The organism is Collinsella aerofaciens (assembly GCF_028209625.1).
Taxonomy (GTDB): Bacteria; Actinomycetota; Coriobacteriia; order Coriobacteriales; family Coriobacteriaceae; genus Collinsella; species Collinsella aerofaciens_AM.
Genome location: NZ_JAQLDU010000004.1, coordinates 76,285 through 95,364, shown reverse-complemented (window position 1 = coordinate 95,364; position 19,080 = coordinate 76,285). Strand labels below are relative to the sequence as shown.

General features: G+C 61.2%; 24 protein-coding genes and 2 pseudogenes. 24 read left to right on the top strand and 2 right to left on the bottom strand.

The window, feature by feature from the left end; translation table 11 throughout:
- The first annotated feature begins 1 nt into the window (after position 1).
- From fabK to rplX, 23 genes and pseudogenes are all read left to right on the top strand, one after another.
- On the top strand, positions 2–946 hold the full coding sequence (gene fabK / locus PMW70_RS03225) for an enoyl-[acyl-carrier-protein] reductase FabK (RefSeq protein WP_117563768.1): 945 nt from the start codon (positions 2–4) through the stop codon (positions 944–946).
- The gene (locus PMW70_RS03220; RefSeq protein ID WP_117765066.1) at positions 934–1,860 is read left to right on the top strand and encodes an ACP S-malonyltransferase; all 927 of its coding nucleotides are present in this window, start codon (positions 934–936) and stop codon (positions 1,858–1,860) included. The genes fabK and PMW70_RS03220 overlap by 13 nt, the downstream gene beginning before the upstream one ends.
- Positions 1,861–1,890: 30 nt before the next feature.
- Positions 1,891–2,664 (top strand): 3-oxoacyl-[acyl-carrier-protein] reductase, encoded by a 774-nt coding sequence (gene fabG / locus PMW70_RS03215; protein WP_117563766.1) that lies wholly within the window; start codon positions 1,891–1,893, stop codon positions 2,662–2,664.
- A gap of 36 nt (positions 2,665–2,700) precedes the next feature.
- The gene (gene fabF / locus PMW70_RS03210; RefSeq protein ID WP_271743857.1) at positions 2,701–3,951 is read left to right on the top strand and encodes a beta-ketoacyl-ACP synthase II; all 1,251 of its coding nucleotides are present in this window, start codon (positions 2,701–2,703) and stop codon (positions 3,949–3,951) included.
- Between the two features lie 3 nt (positions 3,952–3,954).
- On the top strand, positions 3,955–4,428 hold the full coding sequence (gene accB, locus PMW70_RS03205; protein WP_117839649.1) for an acetyl-CoA carboxylase biotin carboxyl carrier protein: 474 nt from the start codon (positions 3,955–3,957) through the stop codon (positions 4,426–4,428).
- 9 nt (positions 4,429–4,437) lie between these two features.
- Positions 4,438–4,860 (top strand): 3-hydroxyacyl-ACP dehydratase FabZ, encoded by a 423-nt coding sequence (fabZ, locus tag PMW70_RS03200; protein WP_226802694.1) that lies wholly within the window; start codon positions 4,438–4,440, stop codon positions 4,858–4,860.
- Positions 4,861–4,870: 10 nt separating this feature from the next.
- Positions 4,871–6,214: an acetyl-CoA carboxylase biotin carboxylase subunit gene (locus PMW70_RS03195; protein WP_271743856.1), complete on the top strand. Its 1,344-nt coding sequence runs from the start codon at positions 4,871–4,873 to the stop codon at positions 6,212–6,214.
- The gene (gene accD / locus PMW70_RS03190; protein ID WP_231500735.1) at positions 6,207–7,925 is read left to right on the top strand and encodes an acetyl-CoA carboxylase, carboxyltransferase subunit beta; all 1,719 of its coding nucleotides are present in this window, start codon (positions 6,207–6,209) and stop codon (positions 7,923–7,925) included. The genes PMW70_RS03195 and accD overlap by 8 nt, the downstream gene beginning before the upstream one ends.
- A 40-nt stretch (positions 7,926–7,965) precedes the next feature.
- The gene (locus tag PMW70_RS03185) at positions 7,966–9,180 is read left to right on the top strand and encodes a PTS sugar transporter subunit IIC (protein ID WP_271743855.1); all 1,215 of its coding nucleotides are present in this window, start codon (positions 7,966–7,968) and stop codon (positions 9,178–9,180) included.
- Positions 9,181–9,331: 151 nt separating this feature from the next.
- Positions 9,332–10,486, top strand: a complete 1,155-nt coding sequence (locus PMW70_RS03180) for a cation diffusion facilitator family transporter (RefSeq protein ID WP_271743854.1) — start codon at positions 9,332–9,334, stop codon at positions 10,484–10,486.
- A gap of 39 nt (positions 10,487–10,525) precedes the next feature.
- Positions 10,526–11,152, top strand: a complete 627-nt coding sequence (locus PMW70_RS03175) for a histidine phosphatase family protein (protein ID WP_271743853.1) — start codon at positions 10,526–10,528, stop codon at positions 11,150–11,152.
- A 449-nt stretch (positions 11,153–11,601) separates the two neighbouring features.
- Positions 11,602–12,222 carry a 50S ribosomal protein L3 gene (gene rplC / locus PMW70_RS03170; RefSeq protein ID WP_035137484.1) on the top strand — a complete coding sequence of 207 codons (621 nt, stop codon included), beginning with the start codon at positions 11,602–11,604 and terminating at the stop codon, positions 12,220–12,222.
- Between the two features lie 46 nt (positions 12,223–12,268).
- On the top strand, positions 12,269–12,895 hold the full coding sequence (gene rplD / locus PMW70_RS03165) for a 50S ribosomal protein L4 (RefSeq protein WP_006235032.1): 627 nt from the start codon (positions 12,269–12,271) through the stop codon (positions 12,893–12,895).
- Positions 12,896–13,183 carry a 50S ribosomal protein L23 gene (gene rplW / locus PMW70_RS03160; protein WP_006235033.1) on the top strand — a complete coding sequence of 96 codons (288 nt, stop codon included), beginning with the start codon at positions 12,896–12,898 and terminating at the stop codon, positions 13,181–13,183.
- Positions 13,184–13,362: 179 nt separating this feature from the next.
- The gene (gene rplB / locus PMW70_RS03155) at positions 13,363–14,193 is read left to right on the top strand and encodes a 50S ribosomal protein L2 (RefSeq protein WP_055250219.1); all 831 of its coding nucleotides are present in this window, start codon (positions 13,363–13,365) and stop codon (positions 14,191–14,193) included.
- A 32-nt stretch (positions 14,194–14,225) separates the two neighbouring features.
- Positions 14,226–14,486, top strand: coding sequence for a 30S ribosomal protein S19 (gene rpsS, locus PMW70_RS03150; protein ID WP_006235035.1), 261 nt, complete (start codon positions 14,226–14,228; stop codon positions 14,484–14,486).
- A gap of 14 nt (positions 14,487–14,500) precedes the next feature.
- A complete protein-coding gene (gene rplV, locus PMW70_RS03145) occupies positions 14,501–14,872 on the top strand; it encodes a 50S ribosomal protein L22 (RefSeq protein WP_006235036.1) in 372 nt (123 codons plus the stop codon).
- A gap of 6 nt (positions 14,873–14,878) precedes the next feature.
- On the top strand, positions 14,879–15,589 hold the full coding sequence (gene rpsC, locus PMW70_RS03140; RefSeq protein WP_006235037.1) for a 30S ribosomal protein S3: 711 nt from the start codon (positions 14,879–14,881) through the stop codon (positions 15,587–15,589).
- Positions 15,589–16,005: pseudogene (gene rplP, locus PMW70_RS03135) on the top strand (50S ribosomal protein L16); the annotation flags it as partial. The gene rpsC and the pseudogene rplP, both read left to right, overlap by 1 nt.
- A gap of 86 nt (positions 16,006–16,091) precedes the next feature.
- Positions 16,092–16,307 carry a 50S ribosomal protein L29 gene (rpmC, locus tag PMW70_RS03130; RefSeq protein ID WP_006235039.1) on the top strand — a complete coding sequence of 72 codons (216 nt, stop codon included), beginning with the start codon at positions 16,092–16,094 and terminating at the stop codon, positions 16,305–16,307.
- A gap of 16 nt (positions 16,308–16,323) precedes the next feature.
- Complete coding sequence (rpsQ, locus tag PMW70_RS03125) at positions 16,324–16,584, top strand: 30S ribosomal protein S17 (protein ID WP_006235040.1); 261 nt, start codon at positions 16,324–16,326, stop codon at positions 16,582–16,584.
- 118 nt (positions 16,585–16,702) lie between these two features.
- Positions 16,703–17,071, top strand: a complete 369-nt coding sequence (rplN, locus tag PMW70_RS03120) for a 50S ribosomal protein L14 (RefSeq protein ID WP_006235041.1) — start codon at positions 16,703–16,705, stop codon at positions 17,069–17,071.
- A gap of 13 nt (positions 17,072–17,084) precedes the next feature.
- A complete protein-coding gene (gene rplX, locus PMW70_RS03115) occupies positions 17,085–17,390 on the top strand; it encodes a 50S ribosomal protein L24 (RefSeq protein WP_006235043.1) in 306 nt (101 codons plus the stop codon).
- A 767-nt stretch (positions 17,391–18,157) separates the two neighbouring features.
- Here the strand turns inward: rplX and PMW70_RS03110 are convergent.
- Both PMW70_RS03110 and PMW70_RS03105 read right to left on the bottom strand, forming a co-directional pair.
- The gene (locus PMW70_RS03110) at positions 18,158–18,259 is read right to left on the bottom strand and encodes an IS3 family transposase (protein ID WP_231501554.1); all 102 of its coding nucleotides are present in this window, start codon (positions 18,257–18,259) and stop codon (positions 18,158–18,160) included.
- Positions 18,260–18,551: 292 nt separating this feature from the next.
- Positions 18,552–18,659: pseudogene (locus PMW70_RS03105) on the bottom strand (hypothetical protein); the annotation flags it as partial.
- On the opposite strand from PMW70_RS03105, the gene PMW70_RS03100 reads away from it, so the two are divergent.
- Positions 18,616–19,017 (top strand): phosphorylase family protein, encoded by a 402-nt coding sequence (locus PMW70_RS03100; protein ID WP_271743878.1) that lies wholly within the window; start codon positions 18,616–18,618, stop codon positions 19,015–19,017. The pseudogene PMW70_RS03105 and the gene PMW70_RS03100 overlap by 44 nt on opposite strands.
- Positions 19,018–19,080: the final 63 nt, after the last annotated feature.

Genomic DNA, 19,080 nt, shown 5'->3' with positions numbered 1-19,080 from the left:
GATGCTCAAGACTCCTCTCTGCGATCTGCTCGGCATCGAAAAGCCCGTGTTCCAGGGCGGTATGGCCTGGATCGCCGACGCCTCGCTGGCGTCCGCAGTGTCCGAGGCGGGCGGCTTAGGGATTATCGCGGCCATGAACGCCGACGCCAACTGGCTGCGCGACCAGATTCATGAGCTGCGCGCCAGGACGGATAAGCCCTTTGGCGTCAACGTCATGCTCATGAGCCCGTTTGCCGACGAGGTCGCGCGGGTCGTGATTGACGAGCGGGTGCCGGTCGTCGTGACGGGTGCCGGCAATCCCACCAAGTACATGAAGGCGTGGAACGAGGCGGGCATCAAGGTCATCCCGGTCGTTGCCTCGGTGGCGCTGGCGCGCCTCGTGGCGCGTCGTGGAGCCACTGCCGTGGTTGCCGAGGGTACCGAATCAGGCGGCCATATTGGCGAGACCTCGACGATGGCACTGGTGCCGCAGGTTGTCGATGCGGTCGATATTCCCGTGGTTGCGGCTGGCGGTATCGCTGATGGCCGCGGCGTGGCGGCCGCCTTTATGCTGGGCGCCGCCGGCGTGCAGGTGGGTACGCGCTTTCTGATCGCAGATGAGTGCACCGTATCGGAGCAGTACAAGGAGATGGTCCTGAAGGCCAACGACACCTCGACGCGTGCGACCGGCCGCTCGACGGGACACCCGGTGCGTGCCCTCAAGAGCCCCTTCACCAACGCCTACGCCAAGAGCGAGGCGGCGGGCGTAAGCGTCGAGGAGCTCGGGGCCATGGGCACGGGCGCCCTTCGCAAGGCCGCCAAGGACGGCAATTACGAAGAGGGCTCGTTTTTGTGTGGACAGATTGCCGGCATGGTCAACGAGCGCCAAAGCGCACGTGAAATCGTTGACGACCTGGTCGATGGCGCCGAGCACGTCCTGAAGGGTGCGTGCGCATGGGTGGCGTAGCGTTTCTGTTTGCCGGCCAGGGCGCCCAGCACCCCGCGATGGGCGTCGACCTGATCGAGGCATCGCCGGCGGCCGCCGAGGTGTTCGCCATTGCCGACGAGGTGCGCCCGGGGACCAGTGAGCAGTGCCGAAGCGCCTCCAAGGAGGAGCTCTCGCAGACCGAGAACACGCAGCCGTGCGTGTTCGTTCACGATCTGGCAGCGGCTGCCGCCCTGCGTGAGCGCGGCGTGGTACCTGCCGCCTGTGCGGGTTTTTCGCTTGGCGAGGTCGCCGCGCTCACTTTTGCGGGGGCGTTCGATACGCGAGCGGGCTTTGAGCTCGTGTGCGAGCGCGCGGCGCTGATGGCCGCGGCTGCCGAGCGCCATCCGGGCGGCATGCGCGCCGTCATCAAGCTCGATGCGGCGCAAGTCGAGAACCTGGCAAAACAGGCCGGCGAGGACTGCTGGCCGGTCAACTACAACAGTCCGCAGCAGACGGTTGTTGCCGGACCGCCCGAGGCGCTGCAGGAGCTCGACGTCCTAGTAAAAGAGGCTGGCGGCCGCGCTATGAAAGTCGCGGTGTCGGGCGCATTTCATAGCCCCTATATGGCCGAGGCGACTGAGGGGCTGGCGACGTATATCCAAGCCGGCCACGCGCCGTCACCGCTGCTGATTCCGGTCATGGCAAACATGACGGCGGCGCCCTATCCGGCGGACCCGCGAGCGGCATCGGATGTCTTGGCCAATCAGGTGAGTCATGCCGTTCGTTGGGTCGACACGCTGCATGCTCTGCAGAATCAGGGCATCGACACGTTTATTGAGGTCGGCCCTGGCAAAACGCTGTCGGGCCTGGCCAAGCGTACGCTGAGCGACGTTCGCGTGTATTCGTGCGAAACGGCCGAGCAGGTCGCAGCTATTGCCGACGAGCTCGCATAGTCCACAGGGCTGTAACCCGAAAGGAATGACATGGGCAACTTGAACAACGGCGCGCTCGAGCGCAACGACTCACGTCGCGTGGCACTGGTCACGGGCGGCTCGCGGGGTATCGGCCGCGCCTGCGCTGTCGGTCTGGCGGAGGACGGCTTTGATATCGCCGTCGTCTATGCCGGCAGCGTCGATGCGGCGCGCGAGACGTGCGAAGCCTGTGAGGCGGTTGGCGCCACGGCACGCGCATATCAATGCGACGTGGCCGATCCCGCTGCCGTCAACGCGTGTGTGGAAGCGGTCCTCAACGACTTTGGTTCCATTTGGGCGCTCGTCAACAATGCCGGCATCACCCGCGATGGCCTGCTCATGCGCATGGGCGATGACGCATTCGATCGCGTGCTCGATGTCAATCTCAAGGGAACATTCAATATGACGCGCGCGCTCACCAAGACCTTTATGCGCCAGCGCGGCGGTTGCGTCGTCAACATGAGCTCGGTCGTGGGCCTGATGGGCAATGCCGGGCAAGCCAACTACGCTGCTTCCAAGGCGGGCGTGATAGGGCTTACCAAGGCGGTGGCGCGCGAGCTTGCGCCTCGTGGCGTACGAGCGAACGCGGTCGCCCCCGGGTTTGTCGAGACAGATATGACGGCAAAGCTCTCGGAGAAGGTGCGTACGGCAACCGAGGAACAGATTCCCCTTAAGCGCATGGCACGCCCCGAGGAAGTGGCCGGCGTGGTGCGCTTTTTAGCGAGTGATGCGGCTGCCTACATTACGGGCGAGGTCGTGCGCGTCGACGGCGGAATGGCGATGTAGAAACCAGGGCCGAAGAACGGCTTGGATGAGGAGACCATGATGGAACAGAGAGTTGCAATCACCGGCATCGGTGCCGTATCGCCGCTCGGCAACACCGCGCTTGCCACCTGGGCGGCCATGTGCGCTGGGACCTGTGGCATCGGCCCGATCACGCACTTCGATACCGATGCGTTTACCGTCAAGGTGGCGGCCGAAGTCAAGGGCTTTGACGGCAACGAGTGCTTTGGCAAGCGTGACGCCAAGCATCTCGATCCCTGCGTTCAGTTTGCGATGGCGGCTTCGGACGAGGCCATGCACGATGCGGGCTTTGATGCCGAAGGCGCCATCGATCGCGAGCGCCTGGGCGTTTACGTGGGGTCGGGCGTGGGCGGCATGCAGACGCTCGTCGACAACGTCCATACGATTGCCGACCGTGGGCCCCGCCGCGCATCGCCTTACATGATCGCGATGATGATCCCCAACATGGCATCGGGCAATATCGCAATCCGTCACAAGGCAAAGGGACCGACCCTGCCAGTCGTGACTGCGTGCGCGACCTCGGCCCATGCGGTGGGCGAGGCGTTCCGTGCTATTAAGCACGGCTATGCCGACGCGATCCTCGCGGGCGGTGCCGAGGCGGCCATTATCCCCGATGCTGTTGCAGGCTTTACGTCCTGCCGCGCATTGACCACCAACCCCGATCCCGCGACGGCCTGCCGCCCGTTCGACGCAGACCGCGATGGCTTTGTGATGGGTGAGGGCGCCTGCGTGCTGGTACTCGAGAGCATGGAGCATGCGCAGGCGCGCGGTGCGCACATTTATGCCGAGGTCGTGGGCTACGGCAACACCGATGATGCCTATCACATTACGAGTCCCGACCCCGATGCCGCCGGCATTGCCCGTGCGATATCGCTGGCGGTAGCCGAGGGCGACGTCAAGCCTTCCGAGGGTCTCTACATCAACGCCCACGGCACCTCGACCAAGCTCAACGATTCGTCCGAGACGACAGGCGTTAAGCGGGCGCTCGGCGAGGACGCGGCACGCGCCGCACACGTCTCGTCGACCAAGTCGATGACCGGGCACATGATCGGTGCCACGGGTGCCATCGAGGTCATGGCCTGTGCCATGGCGCTCGAGCAGGGCGTGGTGCCCCCGACCATTAACTACCACACGCCCGATCCCGCCTGCGATCTTGATTACACGCCTAATCGAGCGGTTCGCGCCGACCTTACCTGGGCGCTTTCGACCAACCTGGGCTTTGGCGGGCACAACGCCGCCATCGCGCTGCGTAGATATACGAGGAGCTAGAGCATGGATTCCAAAAGACTTGCCGAGATAGCCGATGTGATGGAGGACCGCGGCCTTACGCGCGTACGTGTTGAGGAGCCCGATGGCACCGCGGTCGAACTCGAGCGCGCGAGTGCCGCGCAGCCGGTTGCCGTGCCCATGCCTATGCCGAGCGCCATGGCCGCTCAAGTTGCAGCTCCCACAGTCGCGCCTGCCGCACCGGAGCCCGCCACGCAGACACCTGCCGCCGCGCCGGAGCCCAAGGGCACCGAGGTGACTGCTCCCATGGTGGGCGTCTTCTATGCTGCCCCTGCGCCGGGCGACGAGCCGTTTGTGCGCGTGGGCTCCAAGGTCAAGGCCGGCGAGACCCTCTGCATCATCGAGGCCATGAAGGTTCTCAACGAGGTGACGGCCGAGGCAGACGGTGAGGTGCTCGAGATCTGCGTGGCCGACGGCGACCTCGTGGAGTTTGGCAGCTGCCTCATGAGGATCGGATAGGTGATATCCATGAACAAAGAAGAGCTCAAGAAGCTGTTGCCGCATCGCGAGCCGATGCTTTTGCTCGACGAAGCCGAGCTGGTGGGCGACGAGGCCCACGGCAAGATCACGATTACAGGCGACGAGTACTTTTTGCAGGGACATTTTCCGGGAAACCCGGTCGTTCCCGGCGTGATTCAGTGCGAGATGCTCGCCCAGAACTGCTGCGTGCTGCTGATGGGCGATGAGGAGGCGCGCGGCGCGACGCCGTTCTACACGAGTCTGGACAAGGTGCGCTTTAAGCGTTCGGTGCGCCCGGGCGACACGGTGGATCTAGTGTGCTCCATCACGCGTGCGCGCGGGCCGTTCCGCTTTGCGACGGGTACTGCGAGCGTCAACGGTGAGGTTTGCTGCCGCGCCGATATGTCTTTTGCACTCATGCACGAAAGTTAAGGAAGGCTCCATGTTCGACAAAGTGCTCATCGCCAACCGCGGCGAAGTCGCGGTCCGTGTTATCCGCGCGTGCCGCGATATGGGCATCAAGACCGTCGCCGTTTATTCCACGGCCGATGCGGACGCGCTACACGTGCAACTTGCCGACGAGGCGTATTGCATCGGCGGCCCGCGTCTTGCCGAGAGCTACCTCAACGACGATGCCGTGCTCACCTGTGCCGTAAAGTCGGGAGCTAAGGCAATTCATCCCGGCTATGGCTTCTTTTCCGAGAAGGCGAGCTTCGTGCGCGACTGCGACAAGTTCGGTCTGGCGTTTGTCGGTCCTTCGGCCGAGGTGATCGACAGCATGGGCGACAAGGACGCCGCACGCCGAACGGCCGCTGCTGCGGGCGTGCCCATCGTGCCGGGCTGCGATTTGCTCAAAAGCCCCGAGGAAGCAACGGCCGAGGCCGAGCGCATCGGCTGCCCCGTGCTTATTAAGGCGCGCGCGGGCGGCGGCGGTCGCGGTATTCGCAAGGTCGAGCGCGTGGAAGATGCGGCAAAGGCGTTCATCGAGGCGCGTGCCGAGGGTGAGGCCGTTTTTGGCGACGGCGAGTGCTACATGGAGAAGTTCGTTGCGCCGGCGCATCACGTTGAGGTACAGATTATGGCCGATAAGCAGGGCCATGTGTTTTCGCTCGGCGAGCGCGAGTGCTCGGTGCAGCGCCGCAACCAAAAGCTGATCGAGGAGAGCCCCGCGCCGTGCCTCGACGGACGCGATGATATTCGTGCCCGTATGCACAAGGCCGCGCGCGACCTGGCTCGTGCCGTTGGCTATGAGGGCGCTGGCACCATCGAGTTTTTGTACTCAGATGACGGCGATTTCTACTTTATGGAAATGAACACGCGCTTGCAGGTGGAGCATCCGGTTACGGAGTTTGTGACCGATACCGACCTGGTTAAGTGGCAGCTGCGCGTGGCTGCCGGCCAGCCTCTGCCCTTTGAGCAGGAGGACGTACCGGTCCGCAACCACGCCATGGAGTGCCGCATCAATGCCGAAACGCCGGACTTTCTACCGTCATGTGGAACGGTCACCGCGTTGCGTGTGCCGGGTGGTCCGCGCGTGCGCTGGGATTCCGCCATGTTTACCGGAGCGAAAGTTCCGCCGTACTACGACTCCATGCTCGGCAAGCTCATCGTGTGCGCGCCCACGCGTGACGGTGCCATTCGCAAGATGCGCTCGGCCCTGGGCGAGCTCGTGATTGAGGGCGTGAGCGAAAATAGCGAGCTTCAGCTCGACGTGCTGGCAAACGACGAGTTTTTGTCGGGCATGTATCACACCGATCTGATGGGGCATCTCTATGCTGATGAATAGAAAAGCGAAGACGGTCAATGTCCTTGAGGGGCCGATAACCGAGTCGTGCGCCGAGTTCCCCGCGCGCCACGTGTTTGTCAAATGCCCGGAGTGCCGCCGTGTGATCGATGAGGCGCGCCTGCACGACAACCTCGAGGTCTGCCCTCGTTGCGGCAAACACTTTCGCGTGAGCGGTCGCGCGCGCATGCGCATGACGGTCGACGCGGGTACCTTTGAGGAATGGGATGCCAATCTGGCGTCGAAGGACTTCCTCTCGTTTCCCGGTTATGCCAACAAGCTTAAGAGCGTGAGCGAGCGTTCGGGCGAGCGCGATGCCGTTGTGTGCGGCAGGGGCAAAATCTGCGGCTGCGATACCGCGCTCTTCTTTATGGATGCCAACTTTATGATGGGCTCAATGGGCTCCGTGGTGGGCGAGAAGATCTGTCATGTCTTTGAGCGCGCGGCCGAGTTGGGGCTGCCGGTCGTTGGCTTTACCGTATCGGGCGGCGCCCGCATGCAGGAGGGCGTGACCTCGCTCATGCAGATGGCCAAGATTTCTGCGGCGGTTAGGCGCCACAGCGAGGCGGGCGGCCTGTATATCACGGTGCTCACCGATCCCACGACCGGAGGTGTAACCGCGAGCTTTGCCATGGAGGGCGACATTATCCTGGCCGAGCCCGATGCCCTGACGGCATTTGCCGGCCCGCGCGTGATCGAGCAGAACATGCACAAGCGTCTGCCCAAGGGATTCCAGCGTTCCGAGTTTTTGCTGGAGCACGGCTTTTGCGATGCCGTTGTTCCGCGTGGTGAGATTGCGCTCACGGTAGGCGAGCTGCTGGCGCTGCACGAAGGGCACGCGCCTGGTCTGGGGGCTCCGCATGAGATCGTGCATACGGGTCGTCGCGACAAAAAGCTGGGACACTTGTTTAAGCGCTCGGCCGCACCAAAAAGCGCGCTCGAAATCGTCAAACAGACTCGCTCGGCGAACCGCGCCACGGCAGGCGAGATGATCTCGTTGGGTCTCGACGGATTCGTAGAGCTGCACGGCGACCGCTACTTTGGCGACGATGCTGCCGTGGTGGGCGGCATCGGCTGGAAAGACGGGCGACCCGTGACGGTTATCGCCATCGAGCGCGGTACCACGACCAAAGAGCGCATGCGTCGCAACTTTGGTATGGCACATCCCGAGGGCTACCGCAAGGCACGTCGCCTGATGCACCAAGCCGAGAAATTTGGTCGGCCGGTTCTGTGCCTGGTTGATACTTCGGGCGCGTTTTGCGGCATCGGTGCCGAGGAGCGCGGCCAGGGCGAGGCGATTGCCCAGAATCTCATGGAGATGAGCGGCCTTAAGACGCCGATTGTCTCGGTGGTGACAGGCGAGGGCGGCTCTGGTGGCGCGCTGGCGCTGTCCGTGGCCGACCGCATCCTGATGCTCTCGAGCTCGGCCTATTCGGTCGTGAGCCCCGAGGCCTGTGCGTCGATCCTGTGGAAGGATACCGAGCGCGCGAATGAGGCCGCTGAGGCGCTTAAGCTCACGGCCCCCGATCTGTTGGCGCTCGGCATCATCGACGGCATTGTTGACGATAGGGGCCTGTCGCATGAGGAGATCGCCGGTGTCGTCATGTCCTCGGCATTTGATGCCTTCGATACGCTTGGGCAGCTCGACGACGCGACCCTCACAAACCTCCGCTACGAAAAGTACCGCGCAATCGGTCAGTACCGCACGATGTGACAAAGGGACAGTCCGCATGTCACATTGGGAAAGGCGTTCCATGTCACAAGTTTCTAACACCTCGTTTACAACGACGGTTTCATCAAACGCCATGGCCGTGGTGGACTATCTGTCCAAAAGCATGATGTCGGCGTTGCCGTTTATTGTCTGCGCGGCGCTGTTCCGCACCGTTGCCGTCATTATGGGCGAAGGCATGCTTGGTCTATGGCCTGCCGATTCCGAAATCTATCGCCTGTTTTACAGCTGGCTGTATAACGCTGGCTATTACTTTTTGCCCATCTATCTTGGTTGGGCCGCTGCCCGCCAGCTCGGTTGCTCGGAACAGCTGGGCATGATGCTGGGCGGCGTATTGATTGTGCCCGATCTGCTTAAGCTCGTTGATGCCGCATCGACGACGGGGGCATCGATGACTTTCGTGTATGGTCTACTTCCCGCGCCGGTCAACGATTACACGACGACTGTTATTCCGGTTCTCATCTCGGTGCCCGTGCTATGGCAGGTGGAGCGTTTCTTTAAGCGCACTATCCCTCAGGCTGTGGCGTTTTCTTTTGTACCGTTTGCAACCATGCTTGTCATGGTTCCGGTGTCGCTGTGTGTTACGGCGCCGGCAGGCAGCTATCTGGGCATGCTGTTGGGACAGCTTATGTTTATGCTTGGCAATTCCGGTGGCATCGTGTCGCTGCTCACGCTCATGGGGCTTGCCGCGGGCTGGGAGTTTCTTAAGATCGCGGGTGTCAGCAACGTTGTCCTATCGCTCGCCTATGCGCAGTTTATGAGTGTGGGAACGGATTCGTGCATCCTGATCGCCGCGACGATGGCAACGTTCGCCGTTTGGGGTATGCCCTTTGGCGCGTCGCTCCGCGTTGCGGATAAGGACGAGAAGGCGCTCATGCTGGGCTATTCAATCTCGGGTATTCTTGGCGGCGTAAGCGAGCCAGCGCTGTACGGATGCGGCTTTAAATATGGCAGGTGTCTGACGTGCATGGCCGTTGGCGGCGCCGTCGGAGGCCTTGTTGCGGCCGTAGGCCACGTTACGGCTTATACCATCGGTATGACGAATGTTCTTATGGTCATTGGCTTTGCCACGGGCGGCATCTCGAATCTGCTGTGGTGCTGCGCTGCCGGCGGCACGGCATTTGCGGTGTCTGCGGCGCTGAGCTACTGCTTTGGCGTGGTGCCGGCGAAGGGGCAGGTGACGGGGGACGGAGCCGATTTGCCCGAAACCTCGAAGAGCGTGGCCGAGGCAAGCGCATAAACCTGTGCGACAAAGGGACGGTCCCGCATGTCGCATTCCAAGGCCGTGGCCCGTGTGGGTTGCGGCCTTTTTGTATCTGGGGGACAAAGTGGCTACACTACAATCCGTTTGAGCAATAGATATATAGGTAGTACCGTGGGGGCGGATGCAGATGGTCGAGTGGATTGTTCGTCGTGCGCAGGGCGACCGTGCACGCGTGGGAACGTTGACGGGCATGGTGTGTATTCTCGCCAATGTGGCACTATGCGCTGCGAAGGGTGCAATTGGCGTGCTGTCGGGATCGGTTTCAATCGTGGCGGACGCTATGAACAACCTGTCTGATGCCAGCTCGAACATCGTGAGCGTGCTTGGCTTTAAGCTGGCGGGCAAGCCGGCAGACCCCGAGCATCCTTACGGCCATGGCCGCTACGAGTATCTCTCGGGTCTGGTCGTGGCGGCGCTCGTGCTGCTGATCGGCCTTGAGCTTATCAAGTCCTCGGTTGAGCGCGTCATCCACCCCGAACCTGTCGAGTTCTCGCTTGCCCTGGTGGCAGTCCTTGCGCTTTCGATGGTCGTAAAGCTTTGGATGGCGGCCCTCAACCAAAAACTCGGCGATCGCATTGAGTCCGAGACGCTGCATGCGACCGCGCAGGATTCCAAGAACGATGTTCTAGCCACGGGCGCCGTGTTGGCGTGCGCGATTGTTTCGCAGGTGACGCATATCAATCTAGATGCATGGGTCGGCCTTGCCGTTGGCGCCTATATTGGCTGGAGCGGCTTTGAACTCATCCAGGATACGATGAGCCCGCTTTTGGGCCAGGCGCCCGATCCTAAGCTGGTCAAGCACATTCGAGACAAAATCATGAGCTACCCCGGCGTTTTGGGCGTTCACGATTTGATGGTTCACGACTACGGCCCAGGCAGAAAGTTCGCAAGCGCTCACGCCGAGATGGCGGCTGAGGCCAGCCCGCTGGAAAGTCACGACACGCTCGACAACATTGAACAGGCATTTAGGAACGAAGACGGCATGATTGTCACGCTCCATTACGACCCCATCGTGACCGACGATCCAAAGGTGGCGAGCATGCGTCTGCGCATCAACGCTATGGCTCAAGAGATTGATAGCCGCCTCTCGATCCACGACCTACGCTGTGTTCTGGGCCCCACGCACACCAACGTGATCTTTGACTGCGTGCGTCCCTCGGATCTGCAGATGAGTGCCGAAGACTTAAAGCACGCGCTGGCACAACGGGTCGAATCGGAATATCCCAAGTCGATTGCCAAGATCACGATCGACGAAGACTACGTAGGGCATACCCACGAGTAAGGCTGTGCCGGCAAAGCAGGTTATGCAGAAGGGGAGAGCATGAAGAAGCTGTATCTACTCCGCCACGGTCAGACGGAGTTTAACGTCAAAAAGCTGGTCCAGGGCCGCTGCGATTCACCGCTGACCGACCTGGGTCGTCAGCAAGCCGGGATGGCAGCCGCGTGGCTCAAAGCCCACAACGTCGTTCCCGACAAAGTGGTCTCTTCGCCCTTAGGCCGAGCCATGGACACGGCAAGTCTCGTCGCAACCGAACTCCTCGGCCGGGATGCAGCAGTCGAGCCCTGCGAAGGCATCATCGAGCGCAGCTACGGCACCTTCGAAGAAGGCCCCCACGACGCCCTACCCACCGACGTCTGGGACCCCGGCGAGGACCTGATCCCATTTGGCGGAGAAGGAAGCCATGCCCTGCAGGAGCGCATGGTGGGCGCCCTCACCAATCTCATGGGCGCCGAGGGGATCGAAACCCTCCTAGCAGTAAGCCACGGCAGCGCTAGCCGCCAATTCATCAAGGCTGCAGCCCCAGAGGGCTTCGAACTCCCAACAAAACTCCCCAACTGCGCCATCATGATTTTCGATTTCGAAGAGGAAAAGTCGGGAGAAGAAGGCGACGCGCCCCAATCCAAGTTTATCTTGCAGCAAATCATCGATCCTCAACAAAGTAATTAGCTGAGCGAGCAGAGTTAAGCAGACATCAACGTGTCGTCTCCCGAGCACGGCGGAGGGCCGGAGAAATATATTAAGGTCATCGCGAGTTCCGCACGCAAAGGAGAGCACTTAATGTGCTCTCCGTCTTGCGCAGGACTGTAGAGCAGGGACCTTAATATATTTCTCCGGCCCTCCGCCGTGCTCGGGAGCCATCCACGCACTTTACCTGCGTAAACAATGTGAGTGAAATATGAATCTCGATGGATACGCCCGCAGCCGTGTATACTAAACAGCTGTGTGAAACCAGGGGAGTATTCTGGCTGGACAAAATGCCTGCTTAATAGGGTTGTCAGGTAGTCCGGGCGAAATACAAGACTGGGGAGCACGTCGTGTAAGTAGTGGTCCTCTAGGGGCGTACGCTCGGTGGTGTACGCATTGTCCCAAGACCACGCGAGAGTTGGGATCATATCTTGATCAGCATGATTCTCGGCCGCAAGATTGGCATGACCCAGGTTTGGGACGAGGACGATAACGTCGTTCCCGTCACGGTCATCCAGGCTGGCCCCTGCGCTGTCTCGCAGGTTAAAACTCAGGCAACCGACGGCTATGACGCTGTCCAGATCGGTTTCGGCGACATCAAGGCCAAGAACGTGAACAAGCCCATGGCTGGTCACTTCGCCAAGGCTGGCGTCGAGCCTGTCCGTTTCCTTCGTGAGGTCCGCGTCGAGAACGGCGAGGAGCACAAGGTCGGCGAGGTCGTCACCGTCGCTGATTTCGCTGATGTCGAGAAGGTCGACGTCATCGGTACCTCCAAGGGTAAGGGCTTCCAGGGTCGCATCAAGCGCTGGGGTCAGCGCCGCGGTCCTATGACGCATGGTTCTCACTTCCAGCGTCACCCCGGTTCTATCGGTCAGTGCGCCTATCCTGCGCGCGTCCTCAAGGGCGTCAAGATGGCCGGTCACATGGGTAACGAGCGTGTTACCGTCAAGAACCTTTCCGTTGTCCGCATCGATGCCGAGCAGAACCTCATCTTGGTCAAGGGCGCTGTCCCGGGTGCCAAGAATGGTCTCGTCGCCATCCGTATGGCCTAAGGGCCCAGCCCATTTAGCCCAGCGTCATACCAAGGAGAACACTTAAATGGCAAAGTTTGAAGTAAAGAACAGCGAGGGCAAGAAGGTCGCCGAGGCCGAGCTCGCCGCTGAGGTGTACGGCATCGAGCCGAACATCCACGTTATGCACCACATCGTCAAGTGCCAGATGGCCTCTTGGCGTCAGGGCACCCAGTCCGCTAAGGGCCGCTCTGAGGTTTCCGGTGGCGGCAAGAAGCCTTGGCGTCAGAAGGGCACCGGCCGTGCCCGCCAGGGTTCCATCCGTGCTGCCCAGTGGCGTCACGGTGGCGTTGTCTTCGCCCCCAAGCCCCGTTCCTACGCTAAGCGTATGAACAACAAGGAGGTCAAGCTGGCTATGCGCTCCGCGCTGTCCGCCAAGCTGGCCGATGGCGAGCTCGTGCTCGTCGACGACTACGGCTTCGAGAAGCCTTCCACCAAGGCTGCCGTCGCCATGCTCAAGGCTCTCGGCCTTGAGGGCAAGCGTCTGACCATCATCGTTCGCGATGAGGACGTCAACGCCTACCTGTCGTTCCGCAACATTCCCAAGACGTTCATCATCACTGCCGACGAGGCCAACACCTACGATCTCGTCAACAACAACGCCGTGCTGATGCCCGCCGACATCGCCGCTCACTTCGGGGAGGTGCTTGCATAAATGACCGCCCACGAGATCATCATCCGTCCGATCGTGTCCGAGCGTTCCTTCTCCGGCATGGAGCAGAACAAGTACACGTTCGAGGTCGCCAAGGATGCTAACAAGTATCAGATCAAGGACGCTGTCGAGGAGATCTTCGGCGTCAAGGTCGTTCGCGTGAACACCCTGACGGTCAAGCCCAAGACCAAGCGCGTGCGCTATGTCGCCGGCAAGACCCGTTCTTGGAAGAAGGCCATCGTCACGCTGGCCGAGGGCGACACCATCGAGGTCTTTGGCAACCAGGCCTAAGACTCGCTGCTGTTGAGTGAGCTCATGCCTCCCAAATAGGGGAGGCGAGAGCTCAAGGTTTTGGGCGTATAAAATGGACACGCCCGGAACCGTGTATACGTCCGGTGTCATCGCACCCGAGGCAGAACCTCGAATCCCTGTCTGCGATGGCTAACGGATTCCTATTGAAAGGGATTGTAATGGCTGTAAAGCACCTTAAGCCGACCTCCGCTGGTAGGCGTTGGCAGACGATCTCCGACTTCTCCGAGATCACCTGCACCAAGCCCGAGAAGTCTCTTCTCGAGCCCCTGCCCAAGAAGGCCGGTCGTAACAACAACGGCCGCATCACCACCCGCCACCAGGGCGGCGGCGTGAAGCGTCGTTACCGCGTGATCGACTTCAAGCGCAACAAGGACGGCGTGCCCGCCAAGGTTGCCACGATCGAGTACGATCCGAACCGTTCCGCTCGCATCGCTCTGCTGCACTACGCTGACGGTGAGAAGCGCTACATCCTGGCCCCCAAGGGCCTCGAGGTCGGTCAGACCATCATGTCCGGTTCTGACGCCGACATCAAGCCGGGCAACGCTCTGCCCCTCGCCGACATCCCCGTCGGTACGCTCATCCACGCCGTCGAGTTCCAGCCGGGCAAGGGCGCCGCTATCGCCCGTTCCGCCGGTAACTCCTGCCAGCTGATGGGTAAGGAGGGCAAGTACGCTATCGTCCGTATGCCTTCCTCTGAGATGCGCCGCATCCTCGTTACCTGCCGCGCCACCGTCGGTGAGGTCGGCAACGCCGATCACGCCAACATCGTCATCGGCAAGGCCGGCCGTAAGCGTCACATGAACGTGCGCCCGACCGTCCGCGGTACCGTCATGAACCCTGTCGACCACCCGCACGGCGGTGGCGAGGGCAAGAACCACACCTCTGGTCGTCCCTCTGTTACCCCCTGGGGTAAGCCGACGAAGGGCCTTCGTACGCGCAAGAAGAAGAAGGTCTCGAACCAGCACATCATTCGTCGCCGTAAGAAGTAATTTCGGATACCGAGTTTTAGGAGAAAGCACTTATGAGCAGAAGTCTCAAAAAGGGCCCGTTCGTGGAGACTCGCCTTCTCTCGCGTATCACCGCGATGAACGAGGCTGGCAAGAAGGACGTCGTGAAGACCTGGTCCCGCGCGTCCACCATCTTCCCCGAGATGGTTGGTCACACCATCGCCGTCCACGACGGCCGCAAGCATGTGCCCGTGTATGTTACCGAGTCCATGGTTGGTCACAAGCTCGGCGAGTTCGCGCCGACTCGTACGTTCCGTGGCCACAAGGCCAAATAGGGGGTTAACCGTAAATGGCAACTAAGTCTATTGAAACTGAGGCCACCGAGGTTCGCGCCGTCGCTAAGTACGTGCGTGTTTCCCCCAGCAAGGCCCGCCTGGTGGTCGATCTGATCCGCCGCAAGCCTGTCGCTCAGGCCTTCGACATCCTCCACTTCTGCGACCGCGCCGTCGCCGTGGATGTCGAGAAGGTTCTCCGTTCCGCCGTTGCGAACGCCGAGAACAACAACGGTCTGCGTGCCGACAACCTGGTTGTCGCCGCTGCCTATGTTGACGAGGGTCCGACGCTTAAGCGCATCCGTCCCCGCGCCAAGGGTTCCGCTTCTCGCATTCTGAAGCGTACTTCCCACATCACCGTCGTCGTTGCTCCTCGAAAGGAGGCGTAAAGCTGTATGGGTCAGAAAGTCTACCCCACCGGCTTCCGTCTTGGCATCACCGAGAACTGGCGCTCCCGCTGGTTCGCAGAGAAGGATTACGCTAAGACCCTCGGTAACGATCTCGAGATCCGCAAGTACCTCGAGAAGCGTCTTTCCCGCGCAGCTGTCTCCCGCGTCGAGATCGAGCGCGCTGGCGACAAGGTGAAGGTCATCATCCTCACCGCTCGCCCCGGCGTTGTCATCGGTAAGAAGGGTGCCGAGATCGATACCCTCCGCACCGAGCTCGAGAAGGTCGCTGGCGTCTCCAAGGGCCAGCTCTCCGTCGACGTTGTCGAGATTAAGCGCCCCGAGCTCGACGCCAACCTCGTTGCTCAGTCTATCGCCGAGCAGCTCGAGGGCCGCGTTGCCTTCCGTCGCGCCATGCGCAAGGCTGTCCAGTCCGCCCGCAAGGCCGGCGCTAAGGGCATCCGTATCCAGTGCTCCGGTCGTCTCGGCGGCGCCGAGATGGGCCGTCGTGAGTGGTACCGCGAGGGTCGCGTGCCTCTGCACACCCTCCGTGCCAAGATCGACTACGGCACGGCTGTCGCCAGCACCACCATGGGCGCTTGCGGCGTGAAGGTCTGGATCTACCTGGGCGAGAAGCTCCCGGGCCAGCCTGTTCCCAACCCTGCACTCGAGGGCTCTTCCCGTCCTCGTCGTCGTAACTCCGAGAGGAGGGGTCAGTAGTGCTTGCCCCTAAGCGTATTCTTCACCGCAAGGTGCAGCGTGGCTCCATGAAGGGCCAGGCCAAGGGTAATACCGAGCTGCATTTCGGCGAGTTTGGTATCCAGGCTCTCGAGGCCCATTGGATCACCAACCGTCAGATCGAGGCCGCTCGTATTGCCATGACCCGCTACATGAAGCGTGGCGGTCGTGTCTACATCACGATCTTCCCCGATAAGCCCATCACCAAGAAGCCTGCCGAGACTCGCATGGGTTCTGGTAAGGGTAACCCCGAGGAGTGGGTGGCCGTCGTCAAGCCCGGCCGCATCATGTTCGAGGTCAAGGGTGTTCCCGAGGAGGTCGCTCGCGAGGCTCTGCGTCTTGCGCAGCACAAGCTCCCCATCAAGACCAAGATTGTTGCTGCCAAGAACGCTGAGCAGCGCATCGAGAAGGAGATGGCTGAGGAGGCCGCTCTCGAGGCCAAGTGGGCTGCTGAGGACGCCGCCGCCGCCAAGGAGGAGAACTAATGAAGCCCGCAGAGATTCGTGAGCTCTCGGACGCTCAGCTCGTTGAGAAGCTGAAGGAAATGCGCGCCGAGCTCTTTAACCTTCGTTTCCAGATGGCCACCAGCCAGCTGGACAACACCGCTCGCGTCAACACCGTGAAGAAGGACATCGCTCGCGTCCTCACGGAGCAGCGCGCCCGCGAGATCGCAGCGGAGAAGTCCGCTGTCGCCGAGTAGGACCTAAGGAGAGAACATGACTGATTCGCGTAACTCGCGTAAGGTCCGTACGGGTGTCGTTACCTCCGTCTCCGGTGCCAAGACCATTGTTGTCACCATCACCGAGCGCAAGCGTCACCCCAAGTACGGCAAGATGATGACCAGCTCCAAGAAGCTGCACGCTCACGACGAGGAGTGCACGGCTGGCGTGGGCGATACCGTCCGCGTTATGGAGACCCGTCCTATGTCCAAGATGAAGCGTTGGCGCCTCATCGAGGTCGTCGAGCGCGCTAAATAAGCAGTCGCTCTTACGACTTGTACGTTTCCGAAGATGTGCGTATGCCTGGCTTGCATACCACGGGCCGTATAAAGGCTGCGCACCTCTCTTCGGTTCTTAGTTCGGAGGAACATCTACCATGATTCAGATGCAAACCATGCTGAACGTCGCCGACAACTCCGGCGCTCGCAAGATTCGCTGCATCAAGGTGCTTGGCGGTTCCAAGCGTCGTTATGCAGGCATCGGCGATGTGTTCATCGGTGCTGTCCAGGAGGCTACGCCTGGCGCCAACGTCAAGAAGAAGGACGTTGTCCGTTGCGTCGTCGTTCGCACCGTTAAGGAGATCCGCCGCAAGGATGGCTCCTACATTCGCTTTGATGAGAACGCCTGCGTTGTCATCAACAACGATGGTTCGCCCGTCGGCACCCGTATCTTCGGGCCCGTCGCTCGCGAGCTTCGTGACAAGAAGTACATGAAGATCGTCTCGCTCGCTCCCGAGACCCTGTAGTTAGGGGAGATATATGTATATCAAGAAGGGCGATAAGGTCCAGGTTCTCTCTGGTAAGGATCGCGGCAAGCAGGGCGTTGTCCTGCGTGCTCTCCCCGCCGAGAACAAGGTCGTTGTCGAGGGCGTTTCGGTCGTCAAGAAGGCCGTCAAGCCCAACGCTGCCAACCAGCAGGGCGGCATCGTTTCGCAGGAGGCTCCCATCGACGCCTCCAACGTCAATCTCGTTTGCCCCGAGTGCGGTAAGGTTACCCGCGTCGGTCACGAGAAGGACGGCAAGAACAAGCTGCGCGTCTGCAAGAAGTGCGGCCACAAGTTCTAAGCTGCCCGCAACATCAAGTTGCTAGCAAAGGCCCGGATGCCATGGCACCCGGGCCTTTTTCTATCCCTACTCGATGGCTTCGGTTCTGCCGTCCTGTCATTCCGGTTGCATCCAGTTTTCGGTGCCGTCTCGAATCGAGTGCCGCCAGGTGACACCCTGTCGCGTTTCGTCGGCTTCGGGGACAAAAGTCGGGACAACTCCAAAAACTATTTTCGAACTCAGGGCTTTGAGTTTTTGTTTTTGTCCCAAAGGGCGCGGCGGGATGCCTTTGGAGGCTCGATAGCGCCGAAAACGCCCGTTTTGAAACTTAAATGCCTTTTCGCGTGCAAGCCGCCAGCTGCAATAGGAAGTGAATCAACGCAGGTGGCTTTCAAGCAGTTTGCAAAACTGCAGGTCGCAGGTCTTCATTGCCAGAAGGAGAAATGAGTAGTCTCAGGTGGCTTGCCCATGAGTTGACGAACGGGATTTGAGATTACGCTGACGTCCGGAAACGCTTCGAGCACGGCGTTACGTTTTTGGGGTTTGGGCGTAGCCCCTGCACCCGCGAGCGCGGGCCTTAAGCCCGCCGAGAGGGTGATGCGTCGAAAACGAAGGGGAAAGAGAGAAGGGGCCGTCCCTATCATTCAGGTTGCGACCGAAGAAGACAAGGAGACCCCCTGAGCCTGAATGATGCCCCACAGACCGCGTCTGACCGAGCTCAAGCCGAGCTTTTCCTGACGTCCGCCTTCGCGAAGATGATGGCTGGATTGGCTATGGATTGGCAACACTTATTTGGACGATTCCGGGAGGGACGGCCCCGCCTCCCTGAACTCGACCGGCGACATGTAGCCCAGCGTCGAGTGGATCCTGAAGTTGTTGTACCAGTGCACGTAATCCAAGAGCTTGGCTCGGAGCTCGCGCGTCCCTCCTCGGTCCTTCGGAGTGGCCGACGATCTCCCCGTTGCAGAGGTCGACGAGCAGGCAGACGTAGTTCCACGACGCCCCGACGCGCACGCAGACCAAGTCGCTGCATATATGGGTGCACGGCGCCCTGCCGCCGAAGCCGCGCGCGACGACGTTCGACACGTCGGCCTCGTTGACCGCCCCGGGGTGCACCTTGAACCTCTTCCTGCCGTATGCGCCGGCCAGGCCGTTCTCCCTCATGATGCGGCAGACGCGGCGCCGGCTGACGGTAACGCCCGACCTCCCGGGCGACGCCTTGATCTTGCGCGATCCGTTCCGGCCCTTGCTGGCGGCGTGCGCCGCCGCGGCCGCCGTCGCCCCCGACATTAAGGTCCTCAAGGGCCGCGTCGTCTCCGGCGACCAGTTCGTCTCGCCCGCGGAACAGAAGGAGCGAATCCTCGCGACCTTCGGCGACCTGTGCTGCGAGATGGAGGGCTGCACCATCGCGCAGGCCACTTATCTCAACGGCGTGCCCCTCGTCGTCGTGCGCGCCATCAGCGACAAGCCCTGCGCCGAGGGCCGGGTCGTGACTACAACACTTTCGAGAAGAAGGCCGCCTGCGACTGCGCCCGCATCGCCGCGCGCATGGTTAAGCTTTAGGCCCTGCGCGCCGGGGCCCTTCTTTATGTTGGGACCCCGGCGCGCCGGGCCCTTTCCAAAGCGAAGTGTCGAGCCGAAGTGTTGAGCGTCGGCCCTGAATGTTCAATGGCCGTTGTTTTCTGCCCCTCAAGTGGTGGACTTTTCCTCG